The organism is Yoonia sp. MH D7 (assembly GCF_054439475.1).
Genome location: NZ_JBTJCF010000001.1, coordinates 1,647,220 through 1,663,477, shown reverse-complemented (window position 1 = coordinate 1,663,477; position 16,258 = coordinate 1,647,220). Strand labels below are relative to the sequence as shown.

Sequence of the window (16,258 nt, the reverse complement as noted above, 5' to 3'; positions counted from 1 at the left end):
TAGGGTGTTTTGACATGAAAGGTCCCACTATGACAGAGACGCGCAGCCCGCAAAAAGATGCTTATGGTTTGATTTTGGAGGCGATTGACAGCCATATCTATACGCCCGGGGATCGCTTGGTCGAGAGTGAGTTGGCGGAGCGGTTCGGGGTGTCTCGCACGCCTATCCGCGAGGCGTTGCAGCGGTTGGAGACGCAAAACCTGCTTAGCCGTGACGGGCGGTCGTTGATTGTGGCGTCGTTGGATCATAGCCAACTGTCAGAACTATATGCAGTGCGCGGTGAGTTGGAGGGCATGGCCGCGCGGTTGGCGGCCCGTCATGCGGCGCCTGAAGAGGTCGGTGTGTTGCGCGATATGTTGAATGATGACAAGCGGCTGGCCAATGATCCGTCGGCGTTGAGCCGTGCCAATCGCCGGTTTCACAAGCAAATCCATTTGGCTTCGCATAACCGGTTTTTGGTGCAGCAGCTGGATCTGGTGCATCGCTCTATGGCGTTGTTGGCGACCACGTCATTGTCGGCAGAGGGGCGTGCAGCTGGTACGTTGGAAGAGCATGCCCGCATTGTGGATGCGATTGAGGCGGGGGATGGTGACGCGGCCTATGCGGCGTTGAAAGAGCATATTTCCAAGGCCTATAAGACCAGACTTAAGTTAGATGCGCAGGCGGTGGAGGCGGCGCCTTAGGCGCGTCGGGCAGCAGCACGCCGTGCATGGTTTTGTCCCAGTAGAACGGTTTCCAAGCCAGTTCGAACAGCCCTTTGTAGACGGCGAGGGCGGCGAGAGGGAAGTAGACTTGGAGTGTGACCGCCCATTTGATGAGCCAGACCTTGTTTGCGGATTTGAGCGCAATGGCGGCGACGATCAGGTTGACGATTTCGGACGCGAAATAGACCCCTGCGAGTGTCCAGAACCCTGTGTGTGACAGGATATTGAGGATCGGATGTGGGACGCCGAGAGGCACCAGCCAGAATGACCACAGGATCGGTTGCAGGACGAATTGCGACAGGGTTCCGAGGAACAGCAGTTGCACACCAAAGAAGCGTTTTGCGCCCAGATCCTGCCAGAGTTGGCGCGGGTTGCGCATGTGCACCGCGTAGGTGATGGCGTAGCCTTTGAGCCAGCGTGAGCGTTGTTTGACCCATGGCCATGCGCGTCCGTTTGCTTCTTCTTGGGTGACGGAGCTGATCAGTTCGGTGTGGTAGCCTGCGCGCGCGAGGCGCACGCCGAGGTCGGCGTCTTCGGTCACGTTATGGGCGTCCCAGCCGCCTAAGGATTCGAGGATATCGCGTTTGAAGAATAAGGTGGTGCCGCCCAAAGGGACGACAAAGCCCATGCGCGCGAGGCCCGGTAGGACGATGCGGAACCATGTGGCGTATTCGATGGTGAAGCAGCGTGTTAACCAGTTTGTGCTGTCGTTATAGTAGTCGAGCACCCCTTGCACGCAGACCACATCGGGGCCGCAATTTGCGAAATGCAGTGCCACTTTGCGTAATTGGTCAGGGTCGGGCGCGTCTTCGGCGTCGTAAATACCGATGAGGCTGCCTTTTGCGAAATCGAGGGCGAAATTGAGGGCGCGGGGTTTGGTGCGCAGTGTTCCTTCTGGCACGATCACCGAGCGCATCCATGTGGGCAGCACGGTTTTGCCCAAGGCGTCGCGGGTCATCATGTCGTCGCCTTCGGTCACAAGGCAGACATCGAGAAGTTCGCGCGGATAGTCGATTTCGCGCAGGCGGGCGAGCAGGTGGCCTGCGATTTCAGTCTCTCTGAACAGTGGCACCAGTAGGGTGATTCTGGGCAGGCGTGCGGGGATGACGAGGGGGTGTTTTTGAATTGTGTTATGCGTCAGGCAGGCGATTGCGGCACATGCTTTGAGGATGGTGGTGAGGATCAGGATGAGGGTGGTCCACGCACAAAGTACGCCGAATGTGGTTTGCGGGAACAGGATTGCGCAAAGGCACAGCGCCGCGAGGGTTATCGAGCCGCAGATTAAGGTGCGTCGGGCGTGCCAGAGCCTGCTGGATTGCGCGCTGGGTACTTTGGTTTCGGCGCGGTGGGCGAGGTACGGGCTATGCTGCGCGATTAGGTATTTTTCGATATATTCAGTGGTGGTGACGGCCATGCGGATCGGGCCGAACATGTTTGTAAGCGCGTCGATGTGCCGTTCAAACTGGTCGGGTTTATCGGTCAGCACAACGGTGGCGCGTCCGATCACGCGCCATGGCAAAAGGCCGGTTTGAGCGGCTTGGGCGGGACCAAATCTGTCGACCAGTCTTGGGGTTGGTGGGGTGTCGTGGGGATTGATGAGCAGGGCTTGGTAGAGAGACGAGTGGGCTTCTGCGATCGAGAGGGACGCGATCCCAAATCGGATGGTCAGCACGTCGGCGAGCCGTTGTCCGCCTTTGACACTGATTGATTGCGCTAGGATGGCGTCGCTATGGGACAGCAGGTGTTCATCTATAAGATAGCCCGACAGCGCATTAATCCCCCTGAGGGGAATCAATGCGGACGAGAACGTAGCCTGATGTTGCGTCATGGTTAACCTGCTGTGAACAGGTTACTTTTGACGCGCGAGTGTTAATACTTGCTTAAGGCCTTCGCAAAATGATTTATTTTGCGTTTTTTGCCATGGCGTCGGTGAACCGCTCAAATAGGTAGTAGCTGTCTTGTGGTCCGGGGGAGGCTTCGGGGTGGTGCTGCACGCTGAACACGGGGCGGTCGGCCATGCGGATGCCGCAGTTGGAGCCGTCAAACAGAGAGATATGGGTTTCGATCACATCTTTGGGCAAGGACTGGCTATCGACCGCAAAGCCGTGGTTCATCGAGGTGATCTCGACTTTGCCGGTGTCCATGTCTTTGACGGGGTGGTTCGCACCGTGGTGACCGTGGTTCATTTTCACAGTCTTTGCGCCCAAGGCGAGTGCCAGCATTTGGTGACCCAAGCAGATGCCAAAGACGGGCAGGGTGGTTTGTTTCAAAATGTTTTGGATCATTGGCACTGCGTATTTGCCTGTTGCGGCGGGGTCGCCTGGACCGTTGGAGAGGAACACACCGTCGGGTTTATGGGCGAGGATGTCTTCGGCTGTGGCAGAGGCAGGGACTACGGTGACGTCGCAGCCCGCCGAGGCCAGGCAGCGCAGGATATTGCGTTTTGCGCCGTAGTCGACTGCGACAACTTTGAATTTGGGATCGGTTTGAGGTTTGTAGCCTTCGGGCCATGCCCAGAGCATTTCATTCCAGTGATAGGACTGTGCGCAGGTCACGTCTTTTGCGAGGTCCAGTCCTTCGAGGCCGACAAAACCGCGGGCTTTTTTAACCAGAGCGTCGATGTCAAAGTTGCCGTCGGGGTCGTGAGCGAGGGCCACATGTGGTGCGCCTTGTTGGCGGATTGCGCGGGTCAGGCGACGGGTGTCGATGCCGCCCATGCCGATCAACCCGTTTGCAAGGAGCCACGGGGCCAGTTCTTGGGTGTTGCGCCAGTTGGAGGAGGTTGTCGGGTCCCATTTCACGATCATGCCAGCGGCAGCGGGGGTGGTTGTTTCATTGTCTTGGGTGTTGGTGCCGGTGTTGCCGATATGGGGGAAGGTGAAGGTGACGACTTGGCCCGCGTAGGACGGGTCGGTCATGATTTCCTGATAGCCGGTCATCGCAGTGTTGAAGCAGAGTTCGGCTGTTGTCTCGCCGGTGGCGCCGAAACCATGGCCGTAGAACACGGTGCCGTCTGCAAGTGCGAGGCAGGCTGTTGATTTGATTTGTTCGGAATGTGCCATCTTATCGTTCCCCAATGCGTGCCAAATTGTGCTGGGTTTACGGGCGTGGGTCAGGCGGGTCAAGGCCCGATCTACCCTGTGAAACAAGGGGGATTTGTGGATGACGATGAGGAAACCAAAGGGCGGAGCCTAAGGGAAGAGGTTGTCAGTGGTGGCGCGACGCACTATGTTGCGGTTTCGTCTATAACGACCTTTGAGGAATTCCATGGAAATGCGCGACCGGATTACAGCAGCGTTGAAAGACGCGATGCGGGCCAAAGAGGCAGATCGTCTGTCGACACTTCGTTTGATCAATGCCGCGATCAAGGACCGCGATATTGCCCAGCGTGGCACACCGCAGGAAGATGCGGGGGTTAGCGAGGCGGATATTCTCGGGATACTTGGCCGGATGGTCAAGCAGCGCCACGAGAGCGCGCGTGCTTATGAAGAGGGTGGTCGTCTGGAATTGGCGGAAAAGGAACTTGCCGAGATCAAGATCATTGAAGATTTCCTGCCCCGTCAGCTGTCGGAGGCTGAGGCCGAGGCGGCGGTGATTGCCGCGATTGCCAAGGTGGATGCCCAGTCTATTCGTGACATGGGCAAGGTCATGGCTGCGTTGAAGGATAAATTCACCGGTCAGATGGATTTTGCCAAGGCAGGTCCGATGGTCAAGGCGCGTTTGGGCTGAGATCTTGAGGATGGGTTGAAACCCATCCTACATGTGCGGCGAGTGTAAGGATTGGGTCTAGGCCCCATCGCGCCGCTACCGGCGCAGGGCGATTTGGAGCTCTTCAAACAGTACCAGTCTTTCGTCTGCGTCGAGGAACGATCCGATTTCGACCTCTCGATCGCCGCCCCGTAGGGTAATGTAGTTTTCTACGGGGCCTGATTTCGGGTGCAAGTGCGCTGTTGCCCAATACCTGTTGGCGTTCCAATAGAGTGTTTTGCCTTTTGCGGTATGATGTGTGAGCTGCACTTCGTCGTGCGTCAGCACCAGATGTTCCAGTGATTCACCCCGTTTGTAGCTGATGTTCAGGGCGGTCCATAACCCCCAGAGCGTCACAACAAAGAATCCCAGCATGATCCATAAAACTCCGCTGCCTAGCAGCACGATCAGTGGCATGGCCACGATTGTTACTGTTGCGCCGATGAACAGCACGAAATCTCTGCGGAGCAAGGATCGGTAGGGCCAGAGGTTTAGCTCTAGCGGTTGGTTTGTGTTGCGCGGGTTTTCGGACCATTCATACGGCATGTTTGTTATTTACGCCGGTTTTTGTGGATGGCAAATGCAAAAGGCCCCGTCAATTGACGGGGCCTTTATTTGTTTCACATCAGGTGCTCGCTAGTGCGAGTGTCCTTTGTCCCAATCCGACTGCTTTGGCAGGATTTCGAATGTGTGCTCTGGTGGTGGGCATGGCAATGTCCACTCCAGTGTATCTGCATATTCGTTCCATGGGTTGTTCTCTGTGACCTTGCGGCCCCATTTCAGTGAGTAGACCACGATGCCGATGAACAGCAGGAAGGATGCAAAGGACAGGAACGCGCCATAAGACGAGACAAGGTTCCATTGCGCAAAGGCTTCCGGGTAGTCGATGTAGCGACGTGGCATCCCTTGGCGACCCAAGAAGTGCTGTGGGAAGAAGGTCATGTTTGCGCCGATGAACATCATCCAGAAGTGCAGTTTCGCGGCCCACTCAGGATACATACGCCCAGAGAATTTAGGGAAGTAGAAGTAGATACCTGCGAAGATCGAGAAGATTGCGCCTAGCGACATGACGTAGTGGAAGTGCGCAACAACGTAGTAAGTGTCGTGGTAAACGCGGTCAACGCCAGCCTGTGACAGAACGATCCCTGTGACCCCACCAACGGTGAAGAGGAACAGGAAGCCTTGCGCCCAGAGCATGGGGGCTTTGAACTCGACCGAGCCGCCCCACATTGTAGCGATCCAAGAGAAGATTTTCACCCCTGTTGGCACCGCGATGACCATTGTTGCCAGCATGAAGTAAGACTGCTGTGTCAGCGACAAGCCAACCGTATACATGTGGTGCGCCCAGACGATGAAGCCCAGAACACCGATTGCGACCATCGCGTAAACCATTGGCAGGTAGCCGAAGATTGGTTTTTTGGAGAAGGTTGCGATGACGTGGCTGATGATGCCGAAGCCCGGGATGATGATGATGTAGACTTCGGGGTGACCAAAGAACCACAAGATGTGCTGATACAGGATCGGGTCGCCGCCGCCTTCGGGTTGGAAGAAGGTGGTGCCGAAGTTCCGGTCTGTCAGCAACATCGTAATCGCACCCGCAAGGACGGGCAGGGCCAGAAGAATCATCCAAGCCGTTACAAAGATCGACCAGCTGAACAATGGCACTTTGTGCATTGTCATGCCCGGTGCGCGCATGTTGAGGAAGGTGGTGATCATGTTGATCGCGCCGAGGATTGACGATGCGCCCGACAGGTGGACCGCAAAGATCGCGAGGTCCATCGACATGCCTGTCTCTGATGTCGAGAGCGGTGGATACATGACCCAGCCAACGCCAGAGCCAAGTTGCCCGTTGCCGCCCGGTGTCAGCATGGAAGCAACACCAAGTGAGGTGCCTGCAACATACATCCAGAACGACAGGTTGTTGAGGCGTGGGAACGCCATGTCTGGTGCGCCAATTTGCAATGGCATCAAGTAGTTACCAAAGCCGCCGAAGAGCGCCGGAATAACCACAAAGAACATCATCAAGACACCGTGGTAGGTGATCAGGACGTTCCAGAGGTGGCCGTTTGGCGTGCATTCGGAGGCGCTATCTGCGATGAACCGTGCGCCTTCAAGGCACATGTATTGCACGCCAGGGTGCATGAGTTCGAGGCGCATATAAACGGTGAAACACACCGAAATGAACCCGACGATCCCTGATACGAACAGATACAGGATCCCGATGTCTTTATGGTTGGTGGACATGAACCAGCGGGTGAAAAAGCCCCGATCGTCTTTGTGGTCATGGCCGTGGACGGCTGCATCTGCCATGTGGCTCTCCTTAGATTGTCAACGGATGTACAGGCGCCGAGTCATCTCGTGCCGATACAATTAGACCTGTTCTAGTGCGTTGTGGCTGAAGGGGCAATAATACATGCAGTAATAAGACTGGGTTAATTTGGCGCAGGTGCTTTTGGGGCGACTGTTATTGGCGTGCGTGTTGAGAAGCGGAAGATTTAATGCGGTTCGCAGGTCATTGTGTGCAATGTGGTGTGGTCGCCTTGGCTGGTGTGAGGTTTGGTCACGGTATGAATGTGCAGCAACCGGTGGATTTGACGACAGTATTCGCTTTGTCTGCGTTTGCTTGTGCCATGATCGCACACCATCAAGGTGCTATTGAAATGGCGCAGGTGTTGCTGGACCATGGCGATGATCCCGAAATGGTCGAGCTGGCACAAGAGATCATGGATGCGCAGGTTGACGAAATCGAGGTGATGACAAATTGGCTGGCTGAGAACGTTAAATAACGCGTGTTGGCATCATAGTTTTAAGCGAGGCGGCCGGTTTGGGGAGCGTTGGCGGTCATGAGGCGTCTTTTGGTGTGAAGCTTTGGGCGAAGGTTTGTTTAAGCGCTACGTCCACGTCGTCGATGGTGACGGGCAGGCCGAGGTCGACGAGGGATGTGACGCCGTGGGTGACGATGCCGCAAGGAACGATGCCGGTGAAGTGGGTGAGGTCGGGTTCTACGTTGATGGACAGGCCGTGGAAGCTGATCCATTTGCGCAGGCGGATTCCAAGGGCTGCGATTTTGTCCTCGGCGAGAGTGCCGTCTGCATTGAGCGGCTTGTCGGGGCGGGTGACCCAGACGCCGACGCGGCCCTGTCGCCGCTCGCCTTTGACGTTAAAGGTGTCGAGCGTGTTGATGATCCATTGTTCTATCTGGTTTACAAAAGCCCGCACGTCGTGGCCGCGTTTGCCCACATCTAACATGATATAGGCGACGCGCTGTCCGGGGCCGTGGTAGGTGTATTCGCCGCCGCGCCGTGCTTCGAAGACGTCGAACCGGTCGGGGGAGAGCAGGTCGGCGGGATTGGCCGAGGTGCCTGCGGTGTAAAGTGGCGGGTGTTCGACCAGCCATATACATTCGTCAGCGGTGCCTGCGGCGATCTGGTTGGCGCGGTCTTCCATGAAGGCCAGCGCTGCGGGGTAGGGGGTGAGCCCTGTTGATGTGATCCAGTCTACCATTTTTTGTTTTGGCCAGCGGCCAGCCTTTTTGATATTTTCTGCGCTGACTTAGGGGGATTTCGCCTGTGATGACAAGGGTTACGCCTGTGCAAAACTGCGTCACGGGCAGCTAAGTCAAAAGAGGTGCATTTTTTCGCTTGAGGTGGCTGCAAGCTTGGTTTAGAGCAGCCGAAGTCACTGATCGCGGTCGTGGCGGAATTGGTAGACGCGCAGCGTTGAGGTCGCTGTTCTGTAACAAGAGTGAGGGTTCGAGTCCCTCCGACCGCACCAGTGTTTTCCCACTTTGTGGATGACACTCCCCTAAAGCAAATTATTTTATGCCTGTTTACTGGGCGTTTGCGGGCGATTTGCCTGTTAATGGCGCATTTACGGGCCATTTACCTGCGTTTAGCTGTTTCCCAAAAAGGCATTGAGGAATCGGGTTGCAATGCTGCCATGCCTTTGTTCTGTTCTTGGTAATAACAGCAGCGGAATCGTTGCACATCAGGGAGACATGGTTTGGCCGATGGCACATCCACCAACGCGTTCGTTGAATTCGAACGCGTGCAAAAGAGTTACGACGGCGAAAAGCTGGTTGTAAAAGATTTGAACCTTTCGATGCCCAAGGGCGAGTTTTTGACGATGCTTGGGCCGTCGGGGTCGGGCAAGACGACCTGCCTGATGATGCTGGCGGGTTTCGAGACGGCCACACATGGCGAGATCAAGCTGGATGGTGTGTCGATTAACCATATTCCGCCCCACAAGCGTGGCATTGGTATGGTATTTCAGAACTACGCATTGTTTCCGCATATGACCGTGGCCGAGAATCTGTCGTTTCCGTTGGAAGTGCGCAAGATGGGCAAAGCCGAGCGCGAGAAGAAAGTGATGCGTGCGCTGGGAATGGTGCAGATGCAGGAATTTGCCAATCGCCGTCCGACGCAATTGTCGGGGGGACAGCAGCAGCGGATTGCGCTGGCGCGTGCCTTGGTGTTCGAGCCCGAGTTGGTTTTGATGGACGAGCCGCTGGGTGCGTTGGATAAACAGCTGCGCGAGACCTTGCAGTTCGAAATCACGAACCTCGCGCATCAGTTGGGGATTACCGTGGTTTATGTGACCCATGACCAGACTGAAGCCCTAACCATGTCGGACCGTGTCGCGGTGTTTGATGATGGCCGTATTCAGCAACTGGCACCGCCAGCCGAGTTGTATGAGGCGCCACAGAACAGTTTTGTGGCCCAGTTTATCGGCGAGAACAATACGCTGGATGGTGTGGTCAAAGAGATCAAAGGCAATAGCTGTATTGTCGAGTTGGACAGCGGCGAGATCATTGATGCGATCCCTGTGAACGTGTCGGCGGTGGGCGAGCGCACCAAGGTGTCGATCCGCCCCGAGCGGGTCGAATTTGATAAAACACGCCTGAAAGATGATGCTTATACGCTGAAAGCGGAAGTGCTGGAGTTCATTTATATGGGCGACATTTTCCGCACACGTCTGCGGGTGGCGGGCCGTGATGACTTTGTCATCAAATCGCGCAACGCCCCTGACCAGACCCGACTTGTGCCGGGTCAGACGATCGAAATTGGTTGGCTGACAGAAGATTGCCGCGCATTGGACGCGTAACGCGTTCGGGTGCGAGAATAGGAGATGCTTCCGCCCGGAAAGCAGTCTCTGATTATAACTCCGGGTACCTAACGGGAGACGACACATGAAAATGACAAGAGTACTATTGGCAACAACGGCTTTGACTGTTGCAGGCGGTTCGGCGTTCGCGCAGGAAGCAATGGCCGATACTATGACGATCGTAAGCTGGGGCGGCGCCTATTCCGCATCACAGCAGGCAGCATATCACGACCCGTATACCGCTGCGACCGGTGTGACAATTGTGAATGACGAGAGCTCTAACGAGGCTGTGGCCAAGTTACGCGCCATGAATGAAGCAGGCAATGTCACGTGGGATGTTGTGGACGTTGTTGCATCGGACGCGATCCGTCTGTGTGACGAAGGTCTGGCGATGGAAATCGATCATGATACCATGCTGGCTCCCGGTGATGACGGGTCGACACCTTCTGAAGATTTTGGCGATTTGCTGGTTGCTGATTGCTTTATCCCGCAGATTGTTTACTCGACCACAGCCGGATATCGCACCGATCTGGTGGGTGATACGCCACCAACTTCGATCTGCGCGTTCTTTGATACAGATACCTATCCTGGTATGCGATCCTTGGAAAAGCGCCCCATCAACAATATGGAATGGGCGTTGCTGTGTGACGGTGTAGCCAAAGAGGATGTTTATGACGTTCTGGAGACCGATGAAGGTCAGGCACAGGCATTTGCCAAGCTTGATACAATCAAGGACAGTGTTGTTTGGTGGTCTGCCGGTGCTGACACACCGCAGTTGCTGGCTGATGGCGAAGTCGTCATGGGCACCACGTATAACGGGCGTTTGTTCAGCGTAATCGTAGAGCAAGACCAGCCGGTTGCGATGTTATGGGATGCACAGGTGTACGATATTGACGGGTGGATCATTCCGACCGGTCTAAGCCCTGAGCGTCAGGCGCGTGCGCTCGACTTTATCAAAACGACGACAGATACCAAGCATCTCGCGGATCAGGCTGCGTATATTTCCTACGGTCCTGCGCGCAAATCGTCGGGTCCACTGGTTGGCCAGCACGCAGAATTGGGTATCGAGATGGCACCACATATGCCTACCGACGCGGCAAATGCGACCAACGTGTTTGTGTATAACTACGAGTGGTGGGCTGATTACCGTGACGATCTGGATGCAAAATTCCAAGCGTGGCTGTCACAGTAAGACCGTTTAAAGGGCGGGGTAAAACCGGCCCTTGAATGGACCAATGATCCGCAGCCGCCTGTGTTTGGGGGCTGCGGATTGCACATACTTATGACCGGATAGGCAAATATGACCGACATTTCGCATCAAGACACTGGAGATCAAGACTCCGGGCCAGTTCTGGCCGCTGACGGAAGGCCGTTGAAGGCGTCGTTGAGCCGTGCCCTGCGCCGCGAGAAGCTGCGTGCGATGATGCTGATTGCGCCGTTGTTGGTGTTTATCGTGATTACCTTTATTGTCCCGATCGGGCAGATGTTGTTCCGCTCTGTCGAGAACCAGATTGTGAGCGAGACCTTGCCGCGTACCACTGTTGCGCTGGGAAACTGGTCGGTCAAATCTGCGCAGGCTCCTGACGAAGATCTGTTCTTTGCGTTGACGCAGGATCTGGTTGTTGCGGTGGAACGCAAGGAACACACGCGGCTGGGGTCGCGGTTGAATTACGAACAATCTGGCGCGTCGTCGCTGTTTCGCAAGACGGGCCGCGCGGTTGATGACATTGGCGAGATTTACGCCGATCAGTTTCAAGCGCTAGATCCTGTGCTTGCTGAGCCGGCCACGTTTGCGGCACTGTTTGCGTCGGACAAGTGGCTGGAGGCTGTGGGCGAGGACGAGAGCGAAGCGGTGACGCGCCGGTTTATTGTTGATCCTGATGTAGCCGAAAGCCTGCCGCGCACTGCGGACGCCTACCGCGAATTTGCGATTTTCACCCAGCGCGAGGACGGTGATGATCCGCGTGCGCAGATGCCATGGAACAGTGTGTATCTGGCTTTGTATGAGGATTTACGCCTTGATCCTGCCGCGATGGTCGCGGGGGAATTTTCGGGTGTTATAGAGACCGCAGCGGCAGCAGTGCCTACGTTCGAGACCGAGCTTTTATCTGCAACTTATGCGGATATTGATGATGGCTGGCTGGAGCCGGCGTTCTGGAGCATGGTGAAACGTTATAGTCCGGCGCTAACCAACGGGTATTTCCTGAATTCGATTGATATGGAAAAGACGGTTGATGGTCCGGAATGGCGTCCTGAGGGCGAGCAGATCTATATCACGTTGTTTTATCGCACGATCCTGATGTCGCTGACGATTATGGGTGCGTGCATTTTGCTGGGTTATCCTGTGGCGTGGTTGCTGGCGACCCTGCCGACACGTCAGGCCAATATGTTGATGATCTTTGTGCTGTTGCCGTTCTGGACATCGCTTTTGGTGCGCACGTCGGCGTGGAAAGTTTTGTTGCAGCAGCAGGGGGTTATCAACGATATTGTTGTGTGGTTGGGGATTGTGGCGGATGATAACCGGTTACAGCTGATCAATAACGCGACGGGGACGATCATTGCGATGACGCATATCTTGCTGCCGTTTATGATTTTGCCGCTGTATTCGGTGATGAAAACCATTCCTGTGACCTATGTGCGGGCAGCCAAATCGCTGGGCGCGACCAATTGGACCGCGTTCTGGCGGGTTTATTTTCCGCAGTCCATACCAGGGATTGGCGCGGGCTCGATCCTCGTGTTTATCATGGCGATTGGCTATTATATCACGCCTGAAATTGTGGGCGGGACCAAGGGTGTCTTTATTTCGAACCGGATTGCCTATCATATTTCCAGCTCTTTGAACTGGGGTCTGGCGGCAGCGCTGGGGGCGATTTTGCTGGTGGTGGTTCTGCTGCTGTATTGGGCCTACGACCGCATTGTCGGTATTGATAACGTGAAGTTGGGATAAGTCATGGCTACTGTATATAATGGCAAAATGCCGACACCCTCGTTGACCGGATTTACCGTGCCACTGACTGCCGCGTTGGGCGGGGTGTTTGGTTTGATTGCTGCGGCACCAGCAGGGCTCGGCGCGGCTTTGGGTGTGGGGGCGGGCGTTTTAATAGGCGCTGTGATCGCCTATGTTTTGGTGACTTTCCTGCCGTATAAAACCGGACGCTGGGGCGCAATTGCGGTCATGGGCGTGGCGGGCGTTTTGCTGGGCGGGCCGATGGGGTTGATCGTGGGGCTGGCTGCGGGTGCGGTGTTGGGCTGGTGTGCCTATTGGCTGCATCTGGGTAAATACCGCGCCGGCGTGCCTGTTTATGCGACGCCGGGCCAAGTGCTATGGCACAATGCGTTCCTGCTGATCTGCGGGTTTATCTTTTTCTTTTTGATTGCGCCGATTATCACGATTATTCCGCTGTCGTTTAATGCGGAAAACTTTTTCACCTTTACGCCGGAGATGCTAGCGCTGGATCCTGCGGGTTATTCGCTGAAGCATTACCGTGACTTTTTCACCAATGACGATTGGCTGCGGCCGATGAAGAACTCGTTGATTATTGCGCCCTTTGCGACGATCATTTCGGTGTCTTTGGGGACATTGGCAGCAATCGGTTTGAGCCAGTCGCATGTACCGTTTCGTCGTGCGATCATGGCGATCCTGATTTCGCCGATGATTGTGCCGTTGATTATTTCGGCGACCGGCATGTTCTTTTTCTACAGCCAGATGGGATTGTGGCTGGAGGACACCTTGGGACTTTCAAAGTCGTTGACCGGCTATATCAAGGTGATTTTAGCTCATGCTGCCTTGGGTATTCCGTTTGTGATTATCACGGTGACGGCGACACTTGTGGGGTTTGACAATTCATTGACCCGCGCTGCGGCGAATATGGGCGCGACACCGACGGTTACGTTTTTCCGCGTGCAGATGCCGTTGATCCTGCCGGGCGTGATCTCGGGCGGGCTGTTTGCTTTTATCACCTCGTTTGACGAGGTTGTTGTGGTATTGTTTGTAGGGGCGGCGGCGCAAAAGACGCTACCTTGGCAAATGTTCACAGGCCTGCGCGAGCAGATTAGTCCGACCATTCTGGCGGTCGCGACGATACTGGTGATCGTGTCGATTTGTTTGCTCGCGACTGTAGAGGCGCTGCGTCGCAGGTCCGAGCGGTTGCGTGGATTGACGCCGAACTAGGGCAGGATAGCGAGCCAGCCCCATGCAGTAATCACGGTTAACCCCGTGGCGATCAGCACGGCGGATGCGGCCACGCGCCGCGCCCGACCATACATATCTGCAAAGAGGTAGGCGTTGACGCCCGGTGCCATTGCGCCCGTGATAACAGCTGAGCGGATTTCGTTGGTAGAGAGATTAAACACCTTTGCCAGTCCGAATGTGATCGCGGGATGTATGATGAGTGCGATCACCACGACGAACATGATGGTGAGCATATCGCCGTCGGGTTTGTAGCGGAACAGCACGCCGCCCAAGCCGAAAAGTGCGGCAGGTAAGGCTGCGCGCGAGATGAGAGTGACTGCTTCTGAAAAGGCGGCTGGCAATGTTATTCCTGTCAGGTTCACCAGAAACCCGCCGCCAATGGCCACGATCAGCGCGTTTTTGAAAACGGCTTTGAAAACTTTGGCGGGCAGGGCGACCAGTGATCTGCCTTGGTTGCGCACGACTTCCATCGCTGTGATCCCGAGCGCGTAGCAGATGGGGGCGTTCAGCGCGATGATGGCGAAGTTTGCGGCAAGGGCGTCACCGCCGTAGGCTCGCTCTGTGATTGGCACACCGAGCAGCACCGAATTCGAGAACATGCCGACGAAGCCGATGACAACGCAGTCTTCCCAGTCGCGTTTGAAGATCAGGCGCGCGCCGATCAACCCGATGAAAAAGCACAGGATTACCCCAGCGTAGTAGCTGAATAACAGCGCGAAATTGAAGTGTTGCCCCAGATCGAGGGTGGATATGGCGAGAAACAGAAGACAGGGAATGGCGAAGCCTTGGGTGAACTTCATCAGCCCGTCGGCCAGTGCGTCAGAGAAATAGCCTGACCAGACGGAGGTGTAGCCAAAGCCAATCACAATAAAGACCGGAAGGATGACGTCGAGGAGAGCGGTCATGCGCGTGTTCTTTCTATTTGGCAGGTAGCGTGATTTCTAATCCATCATGGGCGGGGGTGATGTGGTCGGGAGTTTCTGCGCGCACTGTGTCATAGTCCAGATCGATGTGCATATTTGTCAGGATCGCCTGTTTCGGCGCGGCCCGTTTGATCCAGTCAAGTGTGTTGGCGAGGTGGCTATGGGTCGGGTGCGGCGTGCGGCGCAGGGCGTCGATAATCCAGACGTCGAGGTTTTCGAGATGGTCCCACGCGCGTTCGGGAATGCCAGAGACATCGGGCATATAGGCCACGTCGTTGCAGCGTAGGCCGAGTGCGTCGATAGATCCGTGTTCGACTTCAAAAGCGGTGAAGGTCAGCGGGCCCGCGGCGCCGTCGATTGTGACCGTGTCGCGCAGGGTGTTGAGCTCGCAGATCGGCGGGTACGAGGAACCTTTGGGTTGCACAAAGGCATATCCGAAGCGGGCGAGGAGTTGGTCGGCGGTGTCGCCGTCGGCCCAGACTTGCAGTCGTTCACGTGTGTTGAAGAAAATCATGCGCAGATCGTCAATCCCATGCACATGGTCCGCGTGGGCGTGGGTGTAGATCACCGCGTCAAGCGTGCCGGTATCGGCGTCGATCAGTTGCGCGCGCATATCGGGGCCGGTGTCGATCAGAACGCGTGTGGTGGCGTCGCCGCGTTTGCGGGTCACGAGAAGCGAGCAGCGCAGGCGCCGGTTTTTGGGGTTTGTGGGGTCGCAGTCGCCCCAGTGTCCGCCTAAGCGCGGCACGCCGCCGGATGATCCGCAGCCTAAGATACGGAAGGTGATTGTGTCGCTCATAATTTGGCTTTCCAGAACAGCCGGTCGAAGTTTGCGGTCGTTCGGCCCGCGAAGTCTGCGTAATCCATGTTGTAGAGGGTGGCGCCTACGGCGGCGGTATGGGCGCTATAGGCGGGTTCGTTGCGACGGCCACGAAAGGGTTTTGGCGCGAGATAAGGGCTGTCGGTTTCCACAAGAATGCGGTCGACGGGAGCGGCGGCGAAAATGTCGCGGACCTCTTGGCTTTTTGGGAACGTCGCGATGCCGGACATGGACAGATAGAAGTCGAGATCAAGAGCTTTGCGGGCCAACGCGGGGCTGCTGGAGAAGCAATGCATGACGCAGGTGTATGCGCCGTTGGCGTATTCTTCGCTCAGGATCCGGGCCATGTCGTCGTCAGCGGCGCGGGCATGGATGATGAGCGGGAGTTTGGTTTCGCGTGCGGCATCGATGTGGATGCGCAGGGACTGTTTTTGAATATCAGCGCTGTCGGCTGTGTAGTGGTAATCGAGGCCGCTTTCGCCGATGCCGACGAATTTCGGATGGTGGGACATTTCCACCAACGCGTCGACCGTGGCGAGGGGTTCCTCGGCGGCGCTCATCGGGTGGGTGCCGGCGGCGTAGAACACCGAGGCGTGTGCTTCGGCTATGGCGCGCACGGCGGGTTCATTGCGCAGGCGGGTACAAATGGTGACCATGCGTTCCACGCCTGCGTCAAGTGCGCGTTGGATTACCTCGGGGCGCTCTGCATCGAAATCAGGGAAATCGAGGTGGCAGTGGCTGTCGACGATTGTTGGTTGGCCCATGCTGA

General features: G+C 56.2%; 15 protein-coding genes and 1 tRNA gene. 8 read left to right on the top strand and 8 right to left on the bottom strand.

Annotated elements, in window-relative coordinates; all coding sequences use genetic code 11:
• Positions 1–29 precede the first annotated feature (29 nt).
• Positions 30–683 (top strand): GntR family transcriptional regulator, encoded by a 654-nt coding sequence (locus ACXLHR_RS08145; protein WP_458790968.1) that lies wholly within the window; start codon positions 30–32, stop codon positions 681–683.
• Here the strand turns inward: ACXLHR_RS08145 and ACXLHR_RS08140 are convergent.
• Complete coding sequence (locus ACXLHR_RS08140; RefSeq protein WP_458790967.1) at positions 646–2,532, bottom strand: glycosyltransferase family 2 protein; 1,887 nt, start codon at positions 2,530–2,532, stop codon at positions 646–648. The two genes, ACXLHR_RS08145 and ACXLHR_RS08140, sit on opposite strands and share 38 nt — an antisense overlap.
• Before the next feature lie 73 nt (positions 2,533–2,605).
• Positions 2,606–3,766, bottom strand: coding sequence for a glutamine-hydrolyzing carbamoyl-phosphate synthase small subunit (gene carA / locus ACXLHR_RS08135; protein ID WP_458790966.1), 1,161 nt, complete (start codon positions 3,764–3,766; stop codon positions 2,606–2,608).
• A gap of 205 nt (positions 3,767–3,971) precedes the next feature.
• Between carA and ACXLHR_RS08130 the strand changes: the two genes are divergently transcribed.
• Positions 3,972–4,433 (top strand): GatB/YqeY domain-containing protein, encoded by a 462-nt coding sequence (locus ACXLHR_RS08130; RefSeq protein WP_458790965.1) that lies wholly within the window; start codon positions 3,972–3,974, stop codon positions 4,431–4,433.
• A gap of 75 nt (positions 4,434–4,508) precedes the next feature.
• Here the strand turns inward: ACXLHR_RS08130 and ACXLHR_RS08125 are convergent, their stop codons facing one another.
• Positions 4,509–4,997 carry a DUF2244 domain-containing protein gene (locus tag ACXLHR_RS08125; RefSeq protein WP_458790964.1) on the bottom strand — a complete coding sequence of 163 codons (489 nt, stop codon included), beginning with the start codon at positions 4,995–4,997 and terminating at the stop codon, positions 4,509–4,511.
• Positions 4,998–5,087: 90 nt separating this feature from the next.
• Positions 5,088–6,761, bottom strand: a complete 1,674-nt coding sequence (ctaD, locus tag ACXLHR_RS08120) for a cytochrome c oxidase subunit I (RefSeq protein WP_458790963.1) — start codon at positions 6,759–6,761, stop codon at positions 5,088–5,090.
• 188 nt (positions 6,762–6,949) lie between these two features.
• Here ctaD and ACXLHR_RS08115 point away from each other — a divergent pair, with 188 nt between their 5' ends.
• Positions 6,950–7,237, top strand: a complete 288-nt coding sequence (locus tag ACXLHR_RS08115; protein WP_458790962.1) for a DUF305 domain-containing protein — start codon at positions 6,950–6,952, stop codon at positions 7,235–7,237.
• Between the two features lie 55 nt (positions 7,238–7,292).
• Here the strand turns inward: ACXLHR_RS08115 and lipB are convergent, their stop codons facing one another.
• A complete protein-coding gene (lipB, locus tag ACXLHR_RS08110; protein ID WP_458792503.1) occupies positions 7,293–7,988 on the bottom strand; it encodes a lipoyl(octanoyl) transferase LipB in 696 nt (231 codons plus the stop codon).
• 150 nt (positions 7,989–8,138) lie between these two features.
• Here lipB and ACXLHR_RS08105 point away from each other — a divergent pair.
• The 5 genes from ACXLHR_RS08105 to ACXLHR_RS08085 all read left to right on the top strand — a co-directional run bounded on the left by ACXLHR_RS08105 (position 8,139) and on the right by ACXLHR_RS08085 (position 13,725).
• A tRNA-Leu gene (locus ACXLHR_RS08105) sits at positions 8,139–8,225 on the top strand.
• 228 nt (positions 8,226–8,453) lie between these two features.
• Positions 8,454–9,554 (top strand): ABC transporter ATP-binding protein, encoded by a 1,101-nt coding sequence (locus tag ACXLHR_RS08100; protein ID WP_458790961.1) that lies wholly within the window; start codon positions 8,454–8,456, stop codon positions 9,552–9,554.
• A gap of 85 nt (positions 9,555–9,639) precedes the next feature.
• Positions 9,640–10,746 (top strand): extracellular solute-binding protein, encoded by a 1,107-nt coding sequence (locus ACXLHR_RS08095; protein WP_458790960.1) that lies wholly within the window; start codon positions 9,640–9,642, stop codon positions 10,744–10,746.
• A gap of 108 nt (positions 10,747–10,854) precedes the next feature.
• Complete coding sequence (locus ACXLHR_RS08090; protein WP_458790959.1) at positions 10,855–12,501, top strand: ABC transporter permease; 1,647 nt, start codon at positions 10,855–10,857, stop codon at positions 12,499–12,501.
• A gap of 3 nt (positions 12,502–12,504) precedes the next feature.
• The gene (locus tag ACXLHR_RS08085; protein ID WP_458790958.1) at positions 12,505–13,725 is read left to right on the top strand and encodes an ABC transporter permease; all 1,221 of its coding nucleotides are present in this window, start codon (positions 12,505–12,507) and stop codon (positions 13,723–13,725) included.
• Here the strand turns inward: ACXLHR_RS08085 and ACXLHR_RS08080 are convergent.
• Genes ACXLHR_RS08080 through ACXLHR_RS08070 form a run of 3 tightly spaced genes read right to left on the bottom strand, consistent with a single transcriptional unit; the run spans position 13,722 to position 16,253 of the window.
• The gene (locus tag ACXLHR_RS08080) at positions 13,722–14,651 is read right to left on the bottom strand and encodes an AEC family transporter (protein WP_458790957.1); all 930 of its coding nucleotides are present in this window, start codon (positions 14,649–14,651) and stop codon (positions 13,722–13,724) included. The two genes, ACXLHR_RS08085 and ACXLHR_RS08080, sit on opposite strands and share 4 nt — an antisense overlap.
• A 13-nt stretch (positions 14,652–14,664) precedes the next feature.
• A complete protein-coding gene (locus tag ACXLHR_RS08075) occupies positions 14,665–15,468 on the bottom strand; it encodes an MBL fold metallo-hydrolase (RefSeq protein ID WP_458790956.1) in 804 nt (267 codons plus the stop codon).
• Positions 15,465–16,253 (bottom strand): TatD family hydrolase, encoded by a 789-nt coding sequence (locus ACXLHR_RS08070; protein ID WP_458790955.1) that lies wholly within the window; start codon positions 16,251–16,253, stop codon positions 15,465–15,467. Before ACXLHR_RS08070 ends, ACXLHR_RS08075 begins: the two co-directional genes overlap by 4 nt.
• Positions 16,254–16,258 lie beyond the last annotated feature (5 nt).

Coding starts and splice junctions, on each gene's coding strand:
- ACXLHR_RS08145 (WP_458790968.1), top strand. CDS start 30: ATGACAGAGACGCGCAGCCCGCAAAAAGATGCTTATGGTTTGATTTTG.
- ACXLHR_RS08140 (WP_458790967.1), bottom strand. CDS start 2,532: ATGACGCAACATCAGGCTACGTTCTCGTCCGCATTGATTCCCCTCAGG.
- carA (WP_458790966.1), bottom strand. CDS start 3,766: ATGGCACATTCCGAACAAATCAAATCAACAGCCTGCCTCGCACTTGCA.
- ACXLHR_RS08130 (WP_458790965.1), top strand. CDS start 3,972: ATGGAAATGCGCGACCGGATTACAGCAGCGTTGAAAGACGCGATGCGG.
- ACXLHR_RS08125 (WP_458790964.1), bottom strand. CDS start 4,997: ATGCCGTATGAATGGTCCGAAAACCCGCGCAACACAAACCAACCGCTA.
- ctaD (WP_458790963.1), bottom strand. CDS start 6,761: ATGGCAGATGCAGCCGTCCACGGCCATGACCACAAAGACGATCGGGGC.
- ACXLHR_RS08115 (WP_458790962.1), top strand. CDS start 6,950: ATGCGGTTCGCAGGTCATTGTGTGCAATGTGGTGTGGTCGCCTTGGCT.
- ACXLHR_RS08095 (WP_458790960.1), top strand. CDS start 9,640: ATGAAAATGACAAGAGTACTATTGGCAACAACGGCTTTGACTGTTGCA.
- ACXLHR_RS08090 (WP_458790959.1), top strand. CDS start 10,855: ATGACCGACATTTCGCATCAAGACACTGGAGATCAAGACTCCGGGCCA.
- ACXLHR_RS08085 (WP_458790958.1), top strand. CDS start 12,505: ATGGCTACTGTATATAATGGCAAAATGCCGACACCCTCGTTGACCGGA.
- ACXLHR_RS08080 (WP_458790957.1), bottom strand. CDS start 14,651: ATGACCGCTCTCCTCGACGTCATCCTTCCGGTCTTTATTGTGATTGGC.
- ACXLHR_RS08075 (WP_458790956.1), bottom strand. CDS start 15,468: ATGAGCGACACAATCACCTTCCGTATCTTAGGCTGCGGATCATCCGGC.
- ACXLHR_RS08070 (WP_458790955.1), bottom strand. CDS start 16,253: ATGGGCCAACCAACAATCGTCGACAGCCACTGCCACCTCGATTTCCCT.